Origin of the sequence: Pseudomonas sp. REST10 (assembly GCF_029542605.1) — a bacterium.
In the GTDB taxonomy this organism is placed as follows: domain Bacteria; phylum Pseudomonadota; class Gammaproteobacteria; order Pseudomonadales; family Pseudomonadaceae; genus Aquipseudomonas; species Aquipseudomonas khazarica.
Window position 1 is genome coordinate 3,329,803 of the sequence record NZ_CP035677.1, and the last position, 17,777, is coordinate 3,347,579.

Sequence of the window (17,777 nt, forward strand, 5' to 3'; positions counted from 1 at the left end):
CGCTTGCCTCCCCCCGCCCTTCCAGGGGAGAGGGGCTGGGGGAGAGGGCCGAAATGCCGCAAAACTGCCAGTTTCCCCCTCTCCAAACGCGGCCCGCCCTAACCCTCTCCCCAACGGGGCGAGGGACTCATCGCGTCCGGCCACTTCTTATGTGAACAGCGCTACGGCCTTGTGCCGGTTTTTTCGTTTGTCTCAGCAACGCAGGCACGTCGCCAGCCCATACCCGGTTTTCATCCGGAGCATGCGCCGAAGACCGGCTCGACAGCGTGCGCCCCCACACCAATCGAAACAGATGCGCCATCGATGGGCCGTGATGATGGATCATCCAGCTACAGCCCCTCCCCCGAAATGCGGGCAAAAAAAAGCCCGCAGTGTGAGCGGGCGTAAGGACTCAAACGAGTCTGAGGGTGACAAGCATTCGTCCGGCAGGCAGTGGCCTGCCGCTCACTCAGCTACCGCGATAGGTGGAGTAGCTGTAGGGGGAAATCAGCAGTGGCACGTGGTAGTGCTCCTGGCCGGCATCGATGCCGAAGCGCAGCACGACCACGTCGAGGAAGGCCGTGTCCGGCAGCTTCACGCCACGTGCGCGGTAGTAGTCACCGGCATGGAAGTGCAGTTGATAGACGCCCGTGCGGTAGTCATCGCCCTGCAGCACCGGCGCATCGCAGCGGCCATCGTGATTGGTGGTAACGCTGTTGATCAGCTCCAGCTGCGCGCCTTCGACGCGGTACAGCTCGACCTTGATGTCACTCCCTGGGCAACCGTGCGCGGCGTCCAGTACATGCGTAGTCAAACGTCCCATGGGTCTCGGATGCCCGTTGCGCCCAGCGCCAGACGGACACCACACCTCCTCTGCTCTGTTGAAATCGGTTCGTCGCAATGCTCCGACGCATCGGCAGGATAGCATGCAGGCAGAATATACAACACTTTCACAGACAAATTGTACACAATAATTACCCCACCACTTTCTGCCATGCACCAAACAGGTTCATGGCGAAGCCCGTTGCGATGCACGCTTGGCGCTGCGTAAGCGGCTCGGAGCTGACCACCCGGGCAAATTTCCGGTTATGCCGCACGGCCGATAAAATAATGAAAAGTCGATTTACAAACGGCAATCTACTTTGTATACAATTAGCCATCCCGGTCGCGTAACCCTGAAGCCAGGCACGCAGTGACCGCAACGCTCCATACAGGAAGACTGCAGTGAACGCTGATTACCCACGCGATTTGATCGGCTACGGCGCCAACCCGCCCCACCCGCACTGGCCGGGCGACGCCCGTATCGCCCTGTCCTTCGTGCTCAACTACGAAGAGGGTGGCGAGCGCAACATTCTTCATGGGGACAAGGAGTCCGAGGCCTTCCTCTCCGAGATGGTCGCCGCCCAGCCGCTGCAGGGCCAGCGCAACCTGTGCATGGAGTCGCTCTACGAGTACGGCAGCCGCGCCGGGGTCTGGCGCCTGCTCGAGCTGTTCCGCAAGCACGACATTCCGCTGACCGTCTTCGCCGTGGCCATGGCCGCCCAGCGTCACCCTGAAGTGATCAAGCAGATGGTCGCCGCCGGCCATGAGATCTGCAGCCATGGCTATCGCTGGATCGACTACCAGAACATGGACGAAGCCGGCGAGCGCGAGCACATGCTCGAAGCCATCCGCATTCTCACCGCGCTGACCGGCGAACGCCCGCTGGGCTGGTACACCGGCCGCCTGGGCCCGAACACCCGGCGCATCGTGCGTGAAGAGGGTGGCTTCCTCTACGACTCCGACACCTATGACGACGACCTGCCCTACTGGGACCCGGCCAGTACCGTGGAGAAGCCGCACCTGGTGATTCCCTACACCCTGGACACCAACGACATGCGCTTCACCCAGGTGCAGGGCTTCAACAAGGGCGACGACTTCTTCGAATACCTCAAGGACGCCTTCGACGTGCTCTACGCCGAGGGCGAAGCCGGCACGCCGAAGATGCTGTCGATCGGCATGCATTGCCGCCTGCTCGGCCGGCCGGCCCGCCTGGCGTCGCTGGCCCGCTTCATCGAATACGTGAAGCGCCATGACAAGGTCTGGTGTGCCCGCCGTGTCGACATCGCCAGGCACTGGCACGCCACCCACCCCTTCCGCGCGACCGAATGAGAGAGCCGCCCATGAGCCGTTTCCAGACCCTGACCCCTTCCCAGCTGAGCCGTGACGCGTTCGTCGCGGCCTTCGCCGACATCTACGAGCACTCGCCCTGGGTGGCCGAGAAGGCGTATGACCTCGGCCTGGACGACAGCGTCGACGACATCGACGGGCTGCAGCAGCGCATGGCCGACATCCTCCTGTCCGCCAGCACGGATGCCCAGCTGGCCTTGATCAACGCGCACCCGGACCTGGCCGGCAAGGCTGCCGTGCGCGGCGAACTGACAGCCTCCAGCACCGCCGAGCAGTCCGGTGCCGGCATCCACGAATGCACCGCCGAGGAGTTTGCCCGCTTCACCGAGCTCAACGACGCCTACAAGGCCAAGTTCGGCTTCCCCTTCATCAAGGCCGTCAAGGGCAGCAACCGCCACCAGATCCTGGCAGCCTTCGAAGAGCGCATTCACAACAGCCCGGAGCAGGAGTTCAGCACCGCCCTGGCCGAGATCAACAAGATCGCCCTATTCCGCCTGCAGCAGCTGTAAGGCGCTGCCCCCTTCAACCGAACAGAACAAGTAGAACAGCCATGCGTAGCCTGACCATCGAGCCCCTGAGCAAAGAAGCCTTCGCCCCTTTCGGTGACGTGATCGAAACCGAAGGCAGCGATTTCTTCATGATCAACAACGGCTCCACCCGCCGCTATCACAAGCTGGCCAGCGTGGAGACGGCGCAGCCGGAGGACCAGGCCATCATCAGCATCTTCAGCGCCGAGGCGCTGCAGATGCCGCTGACCATCCGCATGCTGGAACGCCATCCGCTGGGCAGCCAGGCCTTCGTGCCGCTGCTCGGCAACCCCTTTCTGATCGTGGTCGCGCCAGTTGGCGATGTACCTGTATCAGGGTCCGTCCGTGCCTTCCTCAGCAATGGCAGGCAGGGCGTCAATTACCATCGCGGCGTCTGGCACCACCCGGTGCTGACGATCGAAAAGCGGGATGACTTCCTGGTGGTTGATCGCAGTGGTTCCGGCAACAACTGCGATGAGCATTTCTTCAATGAGGACGAGCTTCTTCTCCTCAACCCCCACCAATAAGAGAAGCCCGGGGCTGGCGTGTCTCCCCCGGGAAAGAGGTACAGATCGTGGAAGCACATTTCACCGAATGGCTAAACCTGGGCGTCCGCTGGATCCATATGATCACCGGCATCGCCTGGATCGGCGCATCCTTCTATTTCGTCTGGCTGGAGAACAACCTCAACCGTAGCAACCCACGCGAGGGCCTCTCGGGCGACCTCTGGGCGATTCACGGCGGCGGGATCTACCACCTGGAAAAATACAAGCTGGCCCCCCCGAAAATGCCGGAGAACCTGCACTGGTTCAAATGGGAGGCCTACTTCACCTGGCTGTCAGGCGTCACCCTGCTGCTGGTGGTCTACTACCTCAACCCGAGCCTGTACCTGGTCAAGCCGGGTGTCGATCTGGCGCCAGCCGCCGCCATCGCCATCGGCCTCGGCTCCATGGCCGCCAGCTACCTGATCTATCACGTGCTCTGCGACTCGCCGCTGGGCAAGCGCCCGGCCCTGCTCGGCGCCGTGCTGTTCGTGCTGATCATCGCCGCGGCCTATGGCTTCAGCCAGATCTTCAGCGGTCGTGCCGCGTACATCCATGTCGGCGCCATCATCGGCACCATCATGGTCGGCAACGTGTTCTTCACCATCATGCCGGCCCAGCGCGCGCTGGTTAAGGCCATCGAGACCAACACCACCCCCGACCCGCTGCTGCCGGCCAAGGGCCTGCTGCGCTCGCGCCACAACAACTACTTCACCCTGCCGGTGCTGTTCATCATGATCAGCAACCACTTCCCGAGCACCTACGGCAGCCAGTACAACTGGCTGATCCTGGCGGGCATCGCGATCCTGGCCGTGCTGGTACGCCACTACTTCAACACCCGCCACGACAGCAGCAAGTATGTCTGGACCCTGCCGGCCGCGGCCCTGGGCATGATCTGCCTGGCCTACGTCACCTCCCCGGCGAACCGCGCTCCCGCCGCTGCCCCGGTGGCAGCCGTGGAACAGCCGGCAGCCAGCGAGACCCTGAGCAAGGTGGAAGAAGTTGCCAGCAGCCAGCCAGATACCCAGGAAAATCCGGCCCCGGCAACAGGTGGAGCGGCGACGGCTGCCGACTTCGGCAAGGTCGAGAGCGTGATCCATGAACGCTGCACCGTCTGCCATTCGGCCACCCCGAGCAGCCCGATGTTCAGCGCGGCGCCAGCCGGCCTGATGCTCGACACGCCCGAGCAGATGCAGGCTCAGGCCGCGAAGATCCACGCCCAGAGCGTTGCCTCGCAGATCATGCCGCTGGGCAACATCACCCAGATGACCCAGGACGAGCGCGACCTGATCGGCAACTGGATCGCCAAGGGCGCGCCGACCAACTGATTGCCACACGTGCCGTGCCCGTGACTGGGCGCGGCATCTTTTTACGCCCCGGAACCGCCGGCAGCGCAAGCTGACCGGCGGTTCTTTTTTTGTGCACAATCCATAAATAAATTGTTTTTAACCATGTCCACATGTTGCTATAGTCGCCACATCCTGACCACCTAGACAACTTTCTAGCAAACAGGAAAGAGGTGCCGTGAAGCCTCGTGTAAGCCCATGACCGTATAAAAACAAATGGCAGGCTATGACATGACCACAAACAGCAACGCCCCCACCCCAGCTGCGCCTACCGGCAACAGCGACCTGATCTACCAGTTGGATGACACCCCGGCTTTCGCCCCCGCCCTGTTCGCGGCGCTGCAGCATGTGCTGGCCAGCTTCGTCGGCATCATCACCCCCACCCTGATCGTCGGCAGTGCCCTGGGCCTCGGCGCCCACGTGCCCTACCTGGTGAGCATGGCCCTGTTCGTCTCGGGTCTCGGCACCTTCGTCCAGGCCAAGCGCATCGGCCCGATCGGTTCCGGCCTGCTGTGCCTGCAGGGCACCAGCTTCGGCTTCCTCAGCGTGATCCTCAGCGCCGGCTTCATCGTCAAGGGCCGCGGCGCCAGCGAGGAGGAAATTCTCGCCACGCTGTTCGGCATCTGCTTCTGCGCGGCCTTCGTCGAAATCACCTTCAGCCAGTTCATCAACAAGCTGCGCAAGGTGATCACCCCGGTGGTGACCGGCACCATCATCTGCCTGATGGGCCTGTCGCTGATCAAGGTGGGCATGACCGACCTCGCCGGCGGCTACGGCGCTGCCGATCTCGGCGCCCTGCACCACCTGGCGCTCGGCGGTCTGGTGCTGGGCACCATCGTCCTGCTCAACCGTGCGCCATCACAGGTGCTGCGCCTGTCGGCCGTGATCATCGGCCTGACCCTCGGCTTCGCCGTGGCCTGGTTCAACGGCCGGGTGGATTTCGCCAACATGGCCGAGGTGCCGCTGCTCAGTGTGCCGCAACCGTTCAAGTACGGCTTCAGCTTCGACTGGATCGCCTTCGTGCCCATCGCCGTGATCTTCCTGATCACCCCGCTGGAAACCGCTGGCGACCTGACGGCCAACTCGATCATCTCCAAGCAGCCGGTCAAGGGTCCGCTGTACATGCGCCGGATCAAGTCCGGGGTGCTGGCCGACGGCTGCAACTCGGCAGTCGCCGCCATGTTCAACAGCCTGCCGATGACCACGTTCAGCCAGAACAACGGAGTGATCCAGCTCACCGGCGTCGCCAGCCGCCACGTGGCCTTCTACATCGCCGCCATCCTCATCCTGCTGGGCTTGTTCCCGGCGGTCGGTGCGGTGCTGCAACTGATGCCCAAGCCGGTGCTCGGCGGCGCCACCCTGATCATGTTCGGCACCGTGGCGGTCGCCGGCATCAAGATTCTCAGCGAAGCCGGTCTGCACCGTCGCAACGTGCTGATCGTGGCCATCTCCCTGGGCCTCGGCCTGGGAGTCGCCGGCGTACCGGAGGTGCTGTCGCACATGCCGGACGTGCTGAAGAACATCTTCGGCTCGCCGATCACCATCGGAGCCTTCAGTGCCATTGCGCTGAACATCTTCCTGCCCGACGAACAGCAGGAAGTGGAAGAAGACGACTACGACCCGGAGGCGCACCTGCACACCGTGCTGCAGAACCGCCAGGACGATAGCGTCGACGACAGCAGCCTCAAGAGCCTCGGCCGCGACCTGACCCCGGACGCGCGCACCAGCTGATCACGCCCCACCCGTCCACTCCCGGCAGCGCGCTGCCGGGGGTACCCGTCTGCACGTCAAAAGAACAAGGAAAACCCATGAAACTCAAGCATCTGCCTCACTGCTTCGCCCTCTCTGCCGGACTGTTCTCCGGTCAGCAGGCGCTTGCCGGCGACCTGCTGCACTGGCAGGACAACAGCCTGTCCTACCTGTACGGCGAGAACTTCCAGCGCATGAACTTCAACGGCGAAGAGCAGCGCACCCAGACCACCTTCACCTTCGAGCATGCCAGTGGTTGGGCCTGGGGCGACATCTTCTACTTCCTCGACTACATCCGTACCGACAACGTGCAGACGCGCGGCAGCTTCGACAACGGCAGCTTCCGCCAGCACGAGCGCAACTCCTTCTACTACATGGAGTTCTCCCCGCGCGTGAGCCTGAGCTGGCTGACCGGGCAAGAGCTGGCCGTCGGCCCGATCAAGGACGTCTATGCCGCCTTCACCTACGAGAAAGGCGAAGGCGGCCCGGGGCCGGAGAACTACCTGTACGGCATCGGCCTGGACTGGGACGTACCGGGTTTCAACTTCTTCAAGACCAACCTGTACCAGGTGAAGATCAACAACCACACCTTCTTCGCCGACCGCAACAGCAACGGTTATGCGACCCAGCTGACGGTCAGCGCGGCCTATCCGTTCAGCCTGGGCGAACAGGACTTCCTGGTGGATGGCTTCGTCGACTGGCGCTCACCGTCCCGCGATGCCGGCACCCAGACCTCGGTAGGCTCCTCGATCCAGATCAAGTGGGATGCGGGCAAGGCGCTGTTCGGCAAGGAGCGCCAGCTCTACGTTGGAACCGAAGTGAACATGTGGCGCGCCAAGTACGGCGTGAAACCGGTAGACGGATCGGGGGACCGCTTCGACCAGACCGCCGTACAGGCACTGGTCAAGTACCACTTCTGACCACTGCCGCAACGCACTTGGCCGATGTCGGGTAGGGACAACGGCCGGGTAAAGGGGGGATCGGCGTTCGCGCCCTTTCCCCTTTTCTTCGTTTCGGGCGAGCCCCCTGGGGCCCCGGACACACCTGCCTCGGCTGCAGCGCGCAGCCGCGCGCCGATCCGCAGCGCACCATTGCGACCCGCGCATGTCACCCCGGCACCGTATCGGTGCTGATCCGCAACCCTGCTGCCACCTTGAGGCATGCCTCTTTCCCTGCATGAAACTGATCATATGGTCAAGTTTTTGATCACAATATTTATGATTTTTGTGTTCAATCTTCAAGAAAACCATGTTCATCAAGGTTTTTTATGTGTACAAGACACTCAGGTTCCATCCGAAACACTGTCGAAGTGGCTGTATACACAAACCCAGTCACGAAGCGCATACAAAAGCGGAATGAAACCTGCAGGCAAACCTCCTCATACGCCACCGTGCGCAAGAACAATACTGGGAGCGGTTCATGTCCGACACTGACGACTTTCGCATCAAGCAGATCGACCCCACGCTGCATAACGAGGACCTCGCTCCACTGGCGCCGGAGAAGCGCACCTGGGGCTGGTTCGAGATATTCAACGTGTGGTCCAACGACATCCAGAGCCTGTTCGGCTACACCCTCGCCGCGACACTGTTCATCTCCTACGGGCTCAATGGCTGGGCGGTGCTGGCCGGCATCGTGCTGGCCGGCTTCATCGTCATGGGCCTGGTCCAGCTGACCGGCAAGCCCAGCGTCAAGTACGGCATCCCCTTCCCGGTGTTCGCCCGCGCCAGCATGGGTGTGCGCGGCGCCAACTTCCCTGCACTGGTACGCGGCATCGTCGCCATCTTCTGGTACGGCGTGCAGACCTACTTCGCCTCCACCGCCGTGGCGTTGCTGCTCAACTCGCTGCTGCAACCGCAGGAACCCGCCCTGTACCTCGGCCTGACCGCCATCGGCTGGCTGTCCTACGTGATCGTCTGCCTGTTCCAGGTCGGCCTGTTCATCTGCGGCATGAGCTGGATCACCCGCTTCCTCAACTGGGCCGGCCCGCTGGTCTATGTGGTGATGATCGCCCTGATGATCATGATCTGGTACAAGGCCGGGCCGAGCCTGCTGGGCGAGCTGGGCAACATCTTCCGTGGCAGCGGCGACTATGCCGCCGGGCCGGTGGCCGCCTTCTTCGCCGTTGTCGGCACCATGGTCGCCTACTTCGCCGCCGTGGTGATCAACTACGGTGACTTCGCCCGCTTCGTCAAAAGCGAAAGGCAGATGACCATCGGCAACTTCCTCGGCCTGCCGGTGAGCCTGGCGTTCTTCTCGCTGATCGCCCTGGTGATTACCGCCGGTACCGTGGTGGTGTTCGGCGAGACGCTGACCAATCCGACCGACATCGTCGCCCGGGTCGACAACCTGACCCTGACCATCATCGCCGCGCTGACCTTCTTCGCCGCCACCGTGGGCATCAACCTGGTGGCCAACTTCATCCCGCCGGCCTACGACCTGGCCAACCTCGCCCCCGCGCACATCAGTGCCCGCACCGGCGGCTTCATCACCGCGGCCATCGCCTTCTTCATCGGTGCCCTGTGGGTGGCCTTCATCAGCAACGTCGGCATCGCCGCCTTCGTCGATACCCTGGGCGCGGTACTGGCGCCGCTGTACGGCATCATCGTCGCCGACTACTACCTGGTACGCCGGCGCAAGCTCGACCTGCAGCAGCTGTTCAGCGCCGAGGTCGGCTCGGCCTACTACTTCGACGGCGGCTGGAACCGCAAGGCACTGGTCGCGTTCGTCGTTGCTTCGCTGTTCTCGGTGGCCTCGGTCTGGGTTCCCGGTCTGAGCCAGCTGTCGGGTTACGCCTGGCTGCTCGGCGCCCTGCTCGGCGCGGTGCTGCACTATGGCCTGATGCACGGCCAGGCGCAGGCGCTGAAACGCGCCAACGCCAGCGCCTGAACCATCAACGCGGGGACGAAGCCGGCGCCTGTGCGCCGGCTTTGGCTTTCTGGCGTTCGAGAAAGTCGACCTTCCACTGCTCGAGCCCCATGTACTCGCTGTCCAGGTTGGCCTCGACCCGGTACTTCGCCTTGAGCGCCGCCACCTGGGCCGAGCGTTCGCCGAGGAAGCGGTCGAAACGGGCGATCAGCTGCGGCTGACGCACGCTCGACAGGTGGAAGCTGCCACGGGTATGCGGCAGCTTGGGGTCGAACACCAAGGCACCAGGGCGCGCCCGGATGTTGTCGAGGTAGTGGGTCGCCACCACCACGTTGAAATAGGCGCCATCGGTGTCCTGCTTCAGCGCCTGGCGGATCATCTGCCGCAGGTCATCGCTGTAGCTCAGCTGAATCTGCCCTTCGTCGATGCGCTGCTCGTAGCCTCGCGGTGTCCAGCCCTGCACCATGGCCAGGCGATGAATACTGTCCAGCGCCTGCCCCTGGCGTTGCGGCGCCACCAGCACGCCATCGACGTAATCGACCACCGCCGCGCTGTAGTGCAGCGTCATGCCGGTCTTCTGCGCGCCGGCCCAGAGCGGGCTGTCCGGGTACTTGAAGTCGATCTCGCCGCGCTGCAGGGCCGGCAGCAACTGCTCGACCGGCAGCGCCCTGTAGGTCAGGTCGATGCCGCTGTCAGCGGCGAAGGCGTCCAGCACCTCACGGGCGAACCCCTGGTACTTGCCTCCCGCATCGAGGCTGTAATGCGGAGCGAACGGCAGGTCCTCCACCCCCACCACATAGGTCTGCGCCCAGACAGCGGGTGACAGCAGAACGGCAAACAGCAGACAGGGTCGTACGGGCTTCATTGCGAGCCTCCTTGTTTTTGTTGTGGGATTCCGATCAGGCCGTCTCAGCCGCCGGTCATGCTCATGAAGCGCACCACCTGCACCTGCTCGTCGCTGGCGAAGTGGTGCCGCTCGGGCTTCAGGCGCAGCGCCTCGACCAGCGCCTGGCGCAGGCGCTCGCCGTCACCCGGATGCGCGCGCAACAGGCGCTTGAGGTCCAGTGCATCGTCATGCCCGAGGCACAGCACCAGCTTGCCTTCGGCAGTGACCCGCACGCGATTGCAATCACCGCAGAAGTTGTGGCTGTGCGGGGAAATGAAACCGACCTGGGTCTGCGTACCGACCACCTGCCAGTAGCGCGACGGCCCGCCGGTGACCTTGTTGCTGCGCACCAGCGCATGACGCTGCTCGATGCGCCGGCGCACCTCGTCACTGGAGCAGAAGGTCTGCTCGCGGCTGTGGCTGACCACGCTACCCAGCGGCATTTCCTCGATGAAACTGATATCCAGACCACGGGCGATGGCGAACTCGACCAGATCGAGCACCTCGTCGTCGTTGCGCCCGCTCTGCACCACGCTGTTGAGCTTGATCCGCTCGAACCCGGCAGCACGCGCCGCCTCGATGCCCGCCAGCACCTGCTCCAGCTTGTCGCGCCGGGTGAAGGCGGCAAAGCGCTCGCGTTGCAGGGAGTCCAGGCTGATGTTCAGGCGACGCACACCCGCTGCACGCAACGGCGCCGCCAGCTCGCCAAGCTGCGAACCGTTGGTGGTGATCGCCAGGTCCTCGAGTTCGTCCCGCGCGCCCAGGCGCTGCAGCAGGCTCAGGACGCTCTTGCGCACCAGCGGCTCGCCGCCCGTGATGCGGATGCGCCGCACGCCCAGCGCGATGAAGGCGTCGGCCACGGCATAGGCCTCTTCCAGGCTGAGGATCTGCTGGCGCGGCGCGAACTGCATGTCTTCGCTCATGCAGTAGGTGCAGCGAAAGTCGCAGCGATCGGTCACCGACAGACGCAGGTAGGTGATGCGACGACCGAACGGATCGACCAGTTGATGGGTGTGCACGGTGGGTCTCCTGCAGCGTCACGCGCCGAGACTTTCTTGTCATGGATATTGCTGCGCGGGATAAAAACAGAAAAGCGTTTTCTTGTATACAACAATTTGACCCAAGGGTCAGATAAGCGCCAGGCAGCCCGCAGCCGTTGCCTTGAGCCCCGCGCGGAGCCGGTGCTACCATGCCCGACCGCCGCCCGGCGGAAAAGGAAAACACAGGGCCTATGACCAGCATTCGCGAGCGTAACAAAGAGCTCATCCTGCGCGCAGCCAGCGAGGAGTTCGCCGACAAGGGCTTCGCCGCCACCAAGACCAGTGACATTGCGGCCAAGGCCGGCCTGCCCAAGCCCAACGTCTACTACTACTTCAAATCCAAGGAAAACCTCTACCGCGAGGTCCTGGAAAGTATCGTCGACCCCCTGCTGGCCGCCTCGGCCCCCTTCAACCAGCCGGGCCACCCGAGTGAAGTGCTGACGGCCTACATCCGCTCGAAGATCCGCATCTCCCGCGAACTGCCACACGCCTCCAAGGTATTCGCCAGCGAGATCATGCATGGCGCACCGCACCTGTCGCCGGAGCAGACCGAACAGCTCAACGTTCAGGCCAAGCACAACATCGCCTGCATCCAGCGCTGGGTGGACCAGGGGCTGATGGCCCCGATCGATCCGCACCACCTGCTGTTCAGCATCTGGGCCGCGACCCAGACCTATGCCGACTTCGACTGGCAGATCTCCATCGTCACCGGCAAGGCCAGCCTGGACGATGCCGACTACGAAGCCGCCGCACAGACCATCATCCGCCTGGTGCTCAAGGGCTGCGACGTCGACCCGCTGCCATCGAGCGCCTCCGAGCTGGTGACCAGCGCCTAGATCGGCGCAGGGTCATTCGTCGCGCTGCGTGCACCCGACCCGGCGTCGGGAAGATCGCGGGTTACCTGTCAATCGTTCTGGTGGATGTGAAAAGCGACATCCACCCTACGCAGCCCCCCGTACATGGCACTTCGCGGGGCGCCTTACGCATCCAGGCCTCGCAGAATCGCGAGTTACCGCTCCAGCGTTCTGGTGGATGTGGAAAGCGACATCCACCCTACGTAGGGTTCTGTTCCGCGTCAGGGGTGGATCGCGCCGTGCCGATCCACCGCCCTGGTCGCCACCCGCAGGAAATCCGGGGCGGCTGCCTGGTCCCTAGACCCCGGGATCCGCCTTCAGGCCAAGCGACTCCAGCGCGCCGAGCGCGCATTGCTCGTCGATGTCCGAGGTGTCGCCGGTAATGCCGACGGCGCCAATCACCGCGCCATGCTCGTCACGAATCAGCACGCCGCCCGGCGCCGGCACCAGGCTGCCCTCGGCCAGGGTATTCACCGCGCCGATGAAGGCCGGACGCTGCTGCGCGTCGTTGGCGATCGCCCGCGAACCCTTGCCGAGCGCCAGCGCACCCCAGGCCTTGCCGATGGCGATCTGCGGGCGCAGCAGGCTGGCGCCGTCCTCGCGCTGCAGGCTGATCAGGTGGCCGCCGGCATCCAGCACCGCCACCGTCAGCGGCGCAGCGCTGAGGTCACGCCCGACGGCCAGGGCATTGCGGGTGATGTTCACCGCTGTGGAAAGAGTGATCGTGGTCATGCAGGTTCTCCAGAAAAGCGAATGGGCATTCGCCGCACTGGCCGGTGAAGGGCACCTCTATAAACGACCTGCGTTGCCATCGCGGCGTTAAAAACAGGCTCAGAATGCTCATTTACAGCACGTAAACTGCGCTTCTTCGCCTGGTTCTGCCTTGCGCTGACTGCCTCGCCTACGTTTTTAGAGGTGCCCTGAAGGTGTGCGGCATGGATAAGCGCCTTATGCAATAGCTGAAGAGAAGCTTTGTTGCAACAACAAAACACAAAATCAATAAAATATGTACACAATATTTTTATCTGAAAATCACAATCAAAGTATCGAGCATATGAGCTAGTCCGCCCGGTTCTCCCAGTACCCCGGCGTGTTGTAGATGTCCTTGAGATAGTCGATGAAGAAACGCACCTTGGCCGGCAGATAACGCTGCTGCGGATAGACCGCCTGGATGTCGTAGGCCGGGATCTCGTAATCGTCCAGCACCGTCACCAGCTCGCCAGCCTTGAGCTCCGCCTGGATCTCCCAGGTCGAACGCCAGCCGATGCCCAGCCCCTGCTTGACCCAGTTGTAGAGCAGCTCGCCGTCATTGCAGTCGAGGTTGCCCGCCACCTTCACCGCCACCTGACGCCCTTCGCGCAGGAAGGTCCAGCCACGCTGCTGACCGCCCTGCAGGTTGAACGCCAGGCAGTTGTGCCGCGCCAGATCCTCGAGGGTGCGCGGCACGCCATGCAGCTCGAAGTAGCCGGGTGCACCGCAGACCACGCGGCGATTGGGGAACAGCTTCACCGCGACGTAGTTGGGGTCGGTGACCTCGCCGATGCGGATGCCCATGTCGTAGCCCTGGCGCACCAGGTCGACCAGGCTGTCGGTGAAGTTGAAGGACAGCTTCAGGTCCGGGTAGCGCAGCAGGAAGGCCGCCGCATGCGGCGCAATGTGCCGCCTGCCGAACGCCGCCGGGGCGGACACCACCAGGTGCCCGCGCACCGACTTGCCGCCGCGGGCCACGCTGGCGTCGGCTTCATCGAAGTCCTTGAGCAGGCTGCGTGCACGGTCGAGGTACTGCTCGCCGAGGTCGGTCAGCTGCAGGCCGCGCGTGGAGCGGTGCATCAGCTTGACGCCGAGATGGCGCTCCAGGGCATCCAGGCGCCGCCCCATCACCACGGGGGTCACGCCTTCGCTGAGCGCAGCGGCGGCAAAGCTGCCGTTGTCGGCGACCAACACGAAACTACGGATAAGGGTATGGCGGTCCATTCGATACTCCAGATATCGACAGAACTGAAGTATCCAACAATTCCGTCGTTCCGGTACAGCCGTCATCCTTGCTCCCAAGAAGAAAAACCACCGACTCGGAGAACAATGGTCATGGCCAGAATGAGAGCAATCGAGGCAGCCGTACTGGTGATGCGTCGCGAAGGTGTCGACACCGCATTCGGTGTCCCCGGTGCCGCCATCAACCCGCTCTACGCTGCACTGAAGAAACTCGGCGGAATCGATCACGTCCTGGCTCGTCACGTCGAAGGCGCCTCGCACATGGCCGAGGGTTACACCCGCACCAACGCCGGCAACATCGGCGTGTGCATCGGCACCTCCGGCCCGGCTGGCACCGACATGGTCACCGGCCTGTACTCGGCCAGCGCCGACTCCATCCCGATCCTGTGCATCACCGGCCAGGCACCGCGTGCACGCATGCACAAGGAAGACTTCCAGGCCGTCGACATCACCAGCATCGTCGGGCCGGTCACCAAGTGGGCGACCACCGTGATGGAGCCGGGCCAGGTGCCGCGCGCCTTCCAGCGTGCCTTCCAGGAAATGCGCAGCGGCCGACCGGGCCCGGTGCTGATCGACCTGCCGTTCGACGTGCAGATGGCCGAGATCGAGTTCGACATCGACGCCTACGAGCCGCTGCCGGTGGCCAAGCCGAGCACCACCCGCGTTCAGGCCGAGAAAGCCATCGCCATGCTCAACGAGGCCGAGCGCCCGCTGCTGGTCGCTGGCGGCGGCATCTTCAACGCCGACGCGGCGGACAAGCTGGTCGAGTTCGCCGAACTCACCGGCGTGCCGGTGGTGCCGACCCTGATGGGCTGGGGCGCGATTCCCGACGATCACCGGCTGATGGTCGGCATGGTCGGCCTGCAGACCTCGCACCGCTACGGCAACGCCACCCTGCTCGCCTCCGACCTGGTGTTCGGCATCGGCAACCGCTGGGCCAACCGCCACACCGGTTCGGTCGAGGTGTACACCGAAGGCCGCAAGTTCATCCACGTCGACATCGAACCGACGCAGATCGGCCGCGTGTTCAACCCGGACCTGGGCATCGTTTCCGACGCGGGCAAGGCGCTGGATGCCTTCCTCGAGGTCGCTCGCGAATGGAAGGCCGCTGGCAAGCTGAAGGACCGCAGCGCCTGGGTCGACAGCTGCCGCGAGCGCAAGCGCACGCTGCAACGCAAGACCCACTTCGACAACGTGCCGGCCAAGCCGCAGCGCGTGTACGAGGAGATGAACGAGGCCTTCGGCAAGGACACCTGCTACGTCAGCACCATCGGCCTGTCGCAGATCGCCGGCGCGCAGTTCCTGCACGTGTACAAGCCGCGTCACTGGATCAACTGCGGCCAGGCCGGCCCGCTGGGCTGGACCATTCCGGCGGCCCTCGGCGTGGTCAAGGCCGACCCGGCACGCCAGGTCGTGGCGCTGTCCGGCGACTATGACTTCCAGTTCATGATCGAAGAACTGGCTGCAGGGGCGCAGTTCAACCTGCCGTACATCCACGTGCTGGTGAACAACTCCTACCTGGGCCTGATCCGCCAGGCGCAGCGCGGCTTCGACATCGACTACTGCGTGCAGCTGGCGTTCGAGAACATCAACGCGCCGGAAATCAACGGCTACGGCGTCGACCACGTCGCGGTCGTCGAAGGCCTCGGCTGCAAGGCGATCCGCGTGTTCGACCCGAACGAGCTGCAGAACGCCTTCGCCGAAGCCAAGCGCCTGATGGCCGAGCACCGCGTACCGGTGGTGGTCGAGGTGATCCTGGAGCGTGTCACCAACATCTCCATGGGCACCGAGATCAACGCCATCAACGAGTTCGAGGAACTGGCCGAGCGCGGCGTCGACGCCCCGACCGCCATCGCGCTGCTGGATTGATGCAACCCATCCCCTCTCCCGCCTGCGGGCGGGGGGAGACACACGAAAGGAGCGACACCATGCCCCGTTTTGCTGCCAACCTGTCCATGCTGTTCACCGAGGTGGACTTCCTGGACCGTTTCGCCGCCGCCGCCGAAGCCGGCTTCAGCGGTGTGGAATACCTCTTCCCCTATGACTTCGCGGCAGAAGAGATCAAGGCCCGCCTGGACGCAAACGCCCTGAGCCAGGTGCTGTTCAACCTGCCAGCCGGTGACTGGGGCAAGGGCGAGCGCGGCATCGCCTGCCACCCGGATCGCGTCGAGGAGTTCCGCGCGGGCGTCGACCAGGCCATCGCCTACGCCCAGGTACTGGGCAACAAGCAGATCAACTGCCTGGCCGGCATCCGCCCGCAGGGCGTGGACTGCGCCACCGTGGAGAAGACCTTCGTCGACAACCTGCGCTATGCCGCAGGCAAGCTCGAAGCGGCCGGCATCCGCCTGGTCATGGAAGCCATCAACACCCGCGACATCCCCGGCTTCTACCTGAACAACACCCGCCAGGCCCTGGAGATTCGCGACAAGGTCGGCAGCACCAACCTGTACCTGCAGTACGACATCTACCACATGCAGATCATGGAAGGTGACCTCGCCCGTACCGTCGAGACCAACCTGGCCGCCATCAACCACGTGCAGCTGGCCGACAACCCGGGCCGCAACGAGCCGGGTACCGGCGAAATCAACTACCGCTTCCTCTTCGAGCACCTGGACCGCATCGGCTACCAGGGCTGGGTCGGCTGTGAATACAAGCCGGCAACCACCACCGCTGCCGGCCTCGGCTGGATGAAAGCGCACAACGCAATCTGAAAGCTGCACCTGTAGGAGCGGATTCATCCGCGAACACCGGCGAAGCCGGTGCCACTCACCGCGGCGTCCGTTTCGCAGGTAAACCCGCCCCTACAGGCTCGGTTCATCACCTACAACGAGGTTATCTCTCATGGCTAAAATCGGATTCATCGGCACCGGCATCATGGGCAAACCCATGGCGCAGAACCTGCAGAAAGCCGGCCACACCCTGTTCCTCTCGGAGCACCACGACCCGGCCCCTGCCGACCTCCTGGCCGCCGGCGCCATCGCCCTGGCCAACCCGCAGGAGGTCGCGCAGGAAGCCGAGTTCATCATCGTCATGGTGCCGGACACCCCGCAGGTCGAAGACGTGCTGTTCCGCGACAACGGCGTGGCGAGCGGCGTCGGCGCCGGCAAGGTGGTGATCGACATGAGTTCGATCTCCCCCACCGCCACCAAGGCCTTCGCCGAGAAGATCAAGGCCACCGGTGCCGCCTACCTGGACGCCCCGGTATCCGGCGGCGAAGTCGGTGCCAAGGCCGCGACCCTGTCGATCATGGTCGGTGGCTGCCCGAACGCCTTCGAACGCGCCCTGCCGCTGTTCCAGTCCATGGGCAAGAACATCACCCGCGTCGGCGGCAACGGCGACGGCCAGACCGCCAAGGTGGCCAACCAGATCATCGTCGCCCTGAACATCCAGGCCGTGGCCGAAGCCCTGCTGTTCGCCGCCCGCAACGGCGCCGATCCGGCCAAGGTGCGTGAAGCGCTGTCCGGCGGCTTCGCCGGCTCGAAGATCCTCGAAGTGCACGGCGAGCGCATGATCAAGGGCACCTTCGACCCAGGCTTCCGCATCAGCCTGCACCAGAAGGACCTCAACCTGGCGCTGTCCGGTGCCCGCGAGCTGGGCCTGAACCTGCCCAACACCGCCAATGCCCAGCAGGTGTTCAGCACCTGCGCGGCCCTCGGCGGCAGCGGCTGGGATCACTCCGCCCTGATCAAGGGCCTGGAGCACATGGCCAACTTCAATATCCGCGGCGAAAAGGCCTGAAGCCGATTCGGGAACAGATCTTGTGGGAGGCGCTTCAGCGGCGACTGTCGCGGCTGAAGCCCCTCCCACGGGCTCCCTGAGTCCTTCGCC

16 protein-coding genes are annotated in these 17,777 nt (G+C 63.9%); 11 read left to right on the forward strand and 5 right to left on the reverse strand.

Features of this window, described 5'->3' with window-relative positions:
* Window positions 1–448 precede the first annotated feature (448 nt).
* Window positions 449–802, reverse strand: a complete 354-nt coding sequence (gene uraH, locus EWH21_RS15745; protein ID WP_003460854.1) for a hydroxyisourate hydrolase — start codon at window positions 800–802, stop codon at window positions 449–451.
* Between the two features lie 401 nt (window positions 803–1,203).
* Between uraH and puuE the strand changes: the two genes are divergently transcribed.
* The 7 genes from puuE (at window position 1,204) to EWH21_RS15780 (ending at window position 9,198) form a co-directional block, all read left to right on the forward strand.
* Entirely contained in the window at window positions 1,204–2,130 is a 927-nt protein-coding gene (gene puuE, locus EWH21_RS15750; RefSeq protein ID WP_277698794.1) for an allantoinase PuuE, read from the forward strand.
* Between the two features lie 11 nt (window positions 2,131–2,141).
* Complete coding sequence (gene uraD / locus EWH21_RS15755; protein ID WP_277698795.1) at window positions 2,142–2,657, forward strand: 2-oxo-4-hydroxy-4-carboxy-5-ureidoimidazoline decarboxylase; 516 nt, start codon at window positions 2,142–2,144, stop codon at window positions 2,655–2,657.
* A 41-nt stretch (window positions 2,658–2,698) separates the two neighbouring features.
* The gene (locus EWH21_RS15760; protein ID WP_037050551.1) at window positions 2,699–3,202 is read left to right on the forward strand and encodes an ureidoglycolate lyase; all 504 of its coding nucleotides are present in this window, start codon (window positions 2,699–2,701) and stop codon (window positions 3,200–3,202) included.
* Between the two features lie 47 nt (window positions 3,203–3,249).
* Entirely contained in the window at window positions 3,250–4,545 is a 1,296-nt protein-coding gene (locus tag EWH21_RS15765) for a urate hydroxylase PuuD (protein WP_277698796.1), read from the forward strand.
* 249 nt (window positions 4,546–4,794) lie between these two features.
* Window positions 4,795–6,294 (forward strand): nucleobase:cation symporter-2 family protein, encoded by a 1,500-nt coding sequence (locus tag EWH21_RS15770; protein ID WP_230622769.1) that lies wholly within the window; start codon window positions 4,795–4,797, stop codon window positions 6,292–6,294.
* 77 nt (window positions 6,295–6,371) lie between these two features.
* Window positions 6,372–7,232, forward strand: coding sequence for an outer membrane protein OmpK (locus EWH21_RS15775; protein ID WP_152489075.1), 861 nt, complete (start codon window positions 6,372–6,374; stop codon window positions 7,230–7,232).
* Window positions 7,233–7,731: 499 nt separating this feature from the next.
* On the forward strand, window positions 7,732–9,198 hold the full coding sequence (locus tag EWH21_RS15780; RefSeq protein ID WP_152489076.1) for an NCS1 family nucleobase:cation symporter-1: 1,467 nt from the start codon (window positions 7,732–7,734) through the stop codon (window positions 9,196–9,198).
* Between the two features lie 4 nt (window positions 9,199–9,202).
* On the opposite strand, the gene EWH21_RS15785 is transcribed toward EWH21_RS15780, so the two are convergent.
* Both EWH21_RS15785 and moaA read right to left on the reverse strand, forming a co-directional pair.
* The gene (locus tag EWH21_RS15785; RefSeq protein WP_277698797.1) at window positions 9,203–10,042 is read right to left on the reverse strand and encodes a transporter substrate-binding domain-containing protein; all 840 of its coding nucleotides are present in this window, start codon (window positions 10,040–10,042) and stop codon (window positions 9,203–9,205) included.
* A 44-nt stretch (window positions 10,043–10,086) separates the two neighbouring features.
* On the reverse strand, window positions 10,087–11,082 hold the full coding sequence (gene moaA / locus EWH21_RS15790; RefSeq protein WP_277698798.1) for a GTP 3',8-cyclase MoaA: 996 nt from the start codon (window positions 11,080–11,082) through the stop codon (window positions 10,087–10,089).
* A 212-nt stretch (window positions 11,083–11,294) separates the two neighbouring features.
* Between moaA and EWH21_RS15795 the strand changes: the two genes are divergently transcribed.
* Window positions 11,295–11,939, forward strand: a complete 645-nt coding sequence (locus EWH21_RS15795; protein ID WP_277698799.1) for a TetR/AcrR family transcriptional regulator — start codon at window positions 11,295–11,297, stop codon at window positions 11,937–11,939.
* Between the two features lie 315 nt (window positions 11,940–12,254).
* On the opposite strand, the gene EWH21_RS15800 is transcribed toward EWH21_RS15795, so the two are convergent.
* Together EWH21_RS15800 and EWH21_RS15805 are read right to left on the reverse strand one after the other, a co-directional pair.
* On the reverse strand, window positions 12,255–12,689 hold the full coding sequence (locus EWH21_RS15800) for a heme-binding protein (RefSeq protein ID WP_037050531.1): 435 nt from the start codon (window positions 12,687–12,689) through the stop codon (window positions 12,255–12,257).
* Between the two features lie 327 nt (window positions 12,690–13,016).
* Window positions 13,017–13,931 carry a LysR family transcriptional regulator gene (locus tag EWH21_RS15805; protein ID WP_037050530.1) on the reverse strand — a complete coding sequence of 305 codons (915 nt, stop codon included), beginning with the start codon at window positions 13,929–13,931 and terminating at the stop codon, window positions 13,017–13,019.
* A 111-nt stretch (window positions 13,932–14,042) separates the two neighbouring features.
* Here EWH21_RS15805 and gcl point away from each other — a divergent pair, with 111 nt between their 5' ends.
* The 3 genes from gcl to EWH21_RS15820 all read left to right on the forward strand — a co-directional run bounded on the left by gcl (window position 14,043) and on the right by EWH21_RS15820 (window position 17,687).
* The gene (gene gcl, locus EWH21_RS15810) at window positions 14,043–15,818 is read left to right on the forward strand and encodes a glyoxylate carboligase (protein WP_037050596.1); all 1,776 of its coding nucleotides are present in this window, start codon (window positions 14,043–14,045) and stop codon (window positions 15,816–15,818) included.
* 59 nt (window positions 15,819–15,877) lie between these two features.
* Complete coding sequence (gene hyi, locus EWH21_RS15815; RefSeq protein ID WP_037050527.1) at window positions 15,878–16,660, forward strand: hydroxypyruvate isomerase; 783 nt, start codon at window positions 15,878–15,880, stop codon at window positions 16,658–16,660.
* 130 nt (window positions 16,661–16,790) lie between these two features.
* Window positions 16,791–17,687 (forward strand): 2-hydroxy-3-oxopropionate reductase, encoded by an 897-nt coding sequence (locus tag EWH21_RS15820; protein ID WP_134675546.1) that lies wholly within the window; start codon window positions 16,791–16,793, stop codon window positions 17,685–17,687.
* Window positions 17,688–17,777: the final 90 nt, after the last annotated feature.

Coding starts and splice junctions, on each gene's coding strand:
- uraH (WP_003460854.1), bottom strand. CDS start 802: ATGGGACGTTTGACTACGCATGTACTGGACGCCGCGCACGGTTGCCCA.
- uraD (WP_277698795.1), top strand. CDS start 2,142: ATGAGCCGTTTCCAGACCCTGACCCCTTCCCAGCTGAGCCGTGACGCG.
- EWH21_RS15760 (WP_037050551.1), top strand. CDS start 2,699: ATGCGTAGCCTGACCATCGAGCCCCTGAGCAAAGAAGCCTTCGCCCCT.
- EWH21_RS15770 (WP_230622769.1), top strand. CDS start 4,795: ATGACCACAAACAGCAACGCCCCCACCCCAGCTGCGCCTACCGGCAAC.
- EWH21_RS15775 (WP_152489075.1), top strand. CDS start 6,372: ATGAAACTCAAGCATCTGCCTCACTGCTTCGCCCTCTCTGCCGGACTG.
- EWH21_RS15780 (WP_152489076.1), top strand. CDS start 7,732: ATGTCCGACACTGACGACTTTCGCATCAAGCAGATCGACCCCACGCTG.
- EWH21_RS15785 (WP_277698797.1), bottom strand. CDS start 10,042: ATGAAGCCCGTACGACCCTGTCTGCTGTTTGCCGTTCTGCTGTCACCC.
- EWH21_RS15795 (WP_277698799.1), top strand. CDS start 11,295: ATGACCAGCATTCGCGAGCGTAACAAAGAGCTCATCCTGCGCGCAGCC.
- EWH21_RS15800 (WP_037050531.1), bottom strand. CDS start 12,689: ATGACCACGATCACTCTTTCCACAGCGGTGAACATCACCCGCAATGCC.
- EWH21_RS15805 (WP_037050530.1), bottom strand. CDS start 13,931: ATGGACCGCCATACCCTTATCCGTAGTTTCGTGTTGGTCGCCGACAAC.
- gcl (WP_037050596.1), top strand. CDS start 14,043: ATGGCCAGAATGAGAGCAATCGAGGCAGCCGTACTGGTGATGCGTCGC.
- hyi (WP_037050527.1), top strand. CDS start 15,878: ATGCCCCGTTTTGCTGCCAACCTGTCCATGCTGTTCACCGAGGTGGAC.
- EWH21_RS15820 (WP_134675546.1), top strand. CDS start 16,791: ATGGCTAAAATCGGATTCATCGGCACCGGCATCATGGGCAAACCCATG.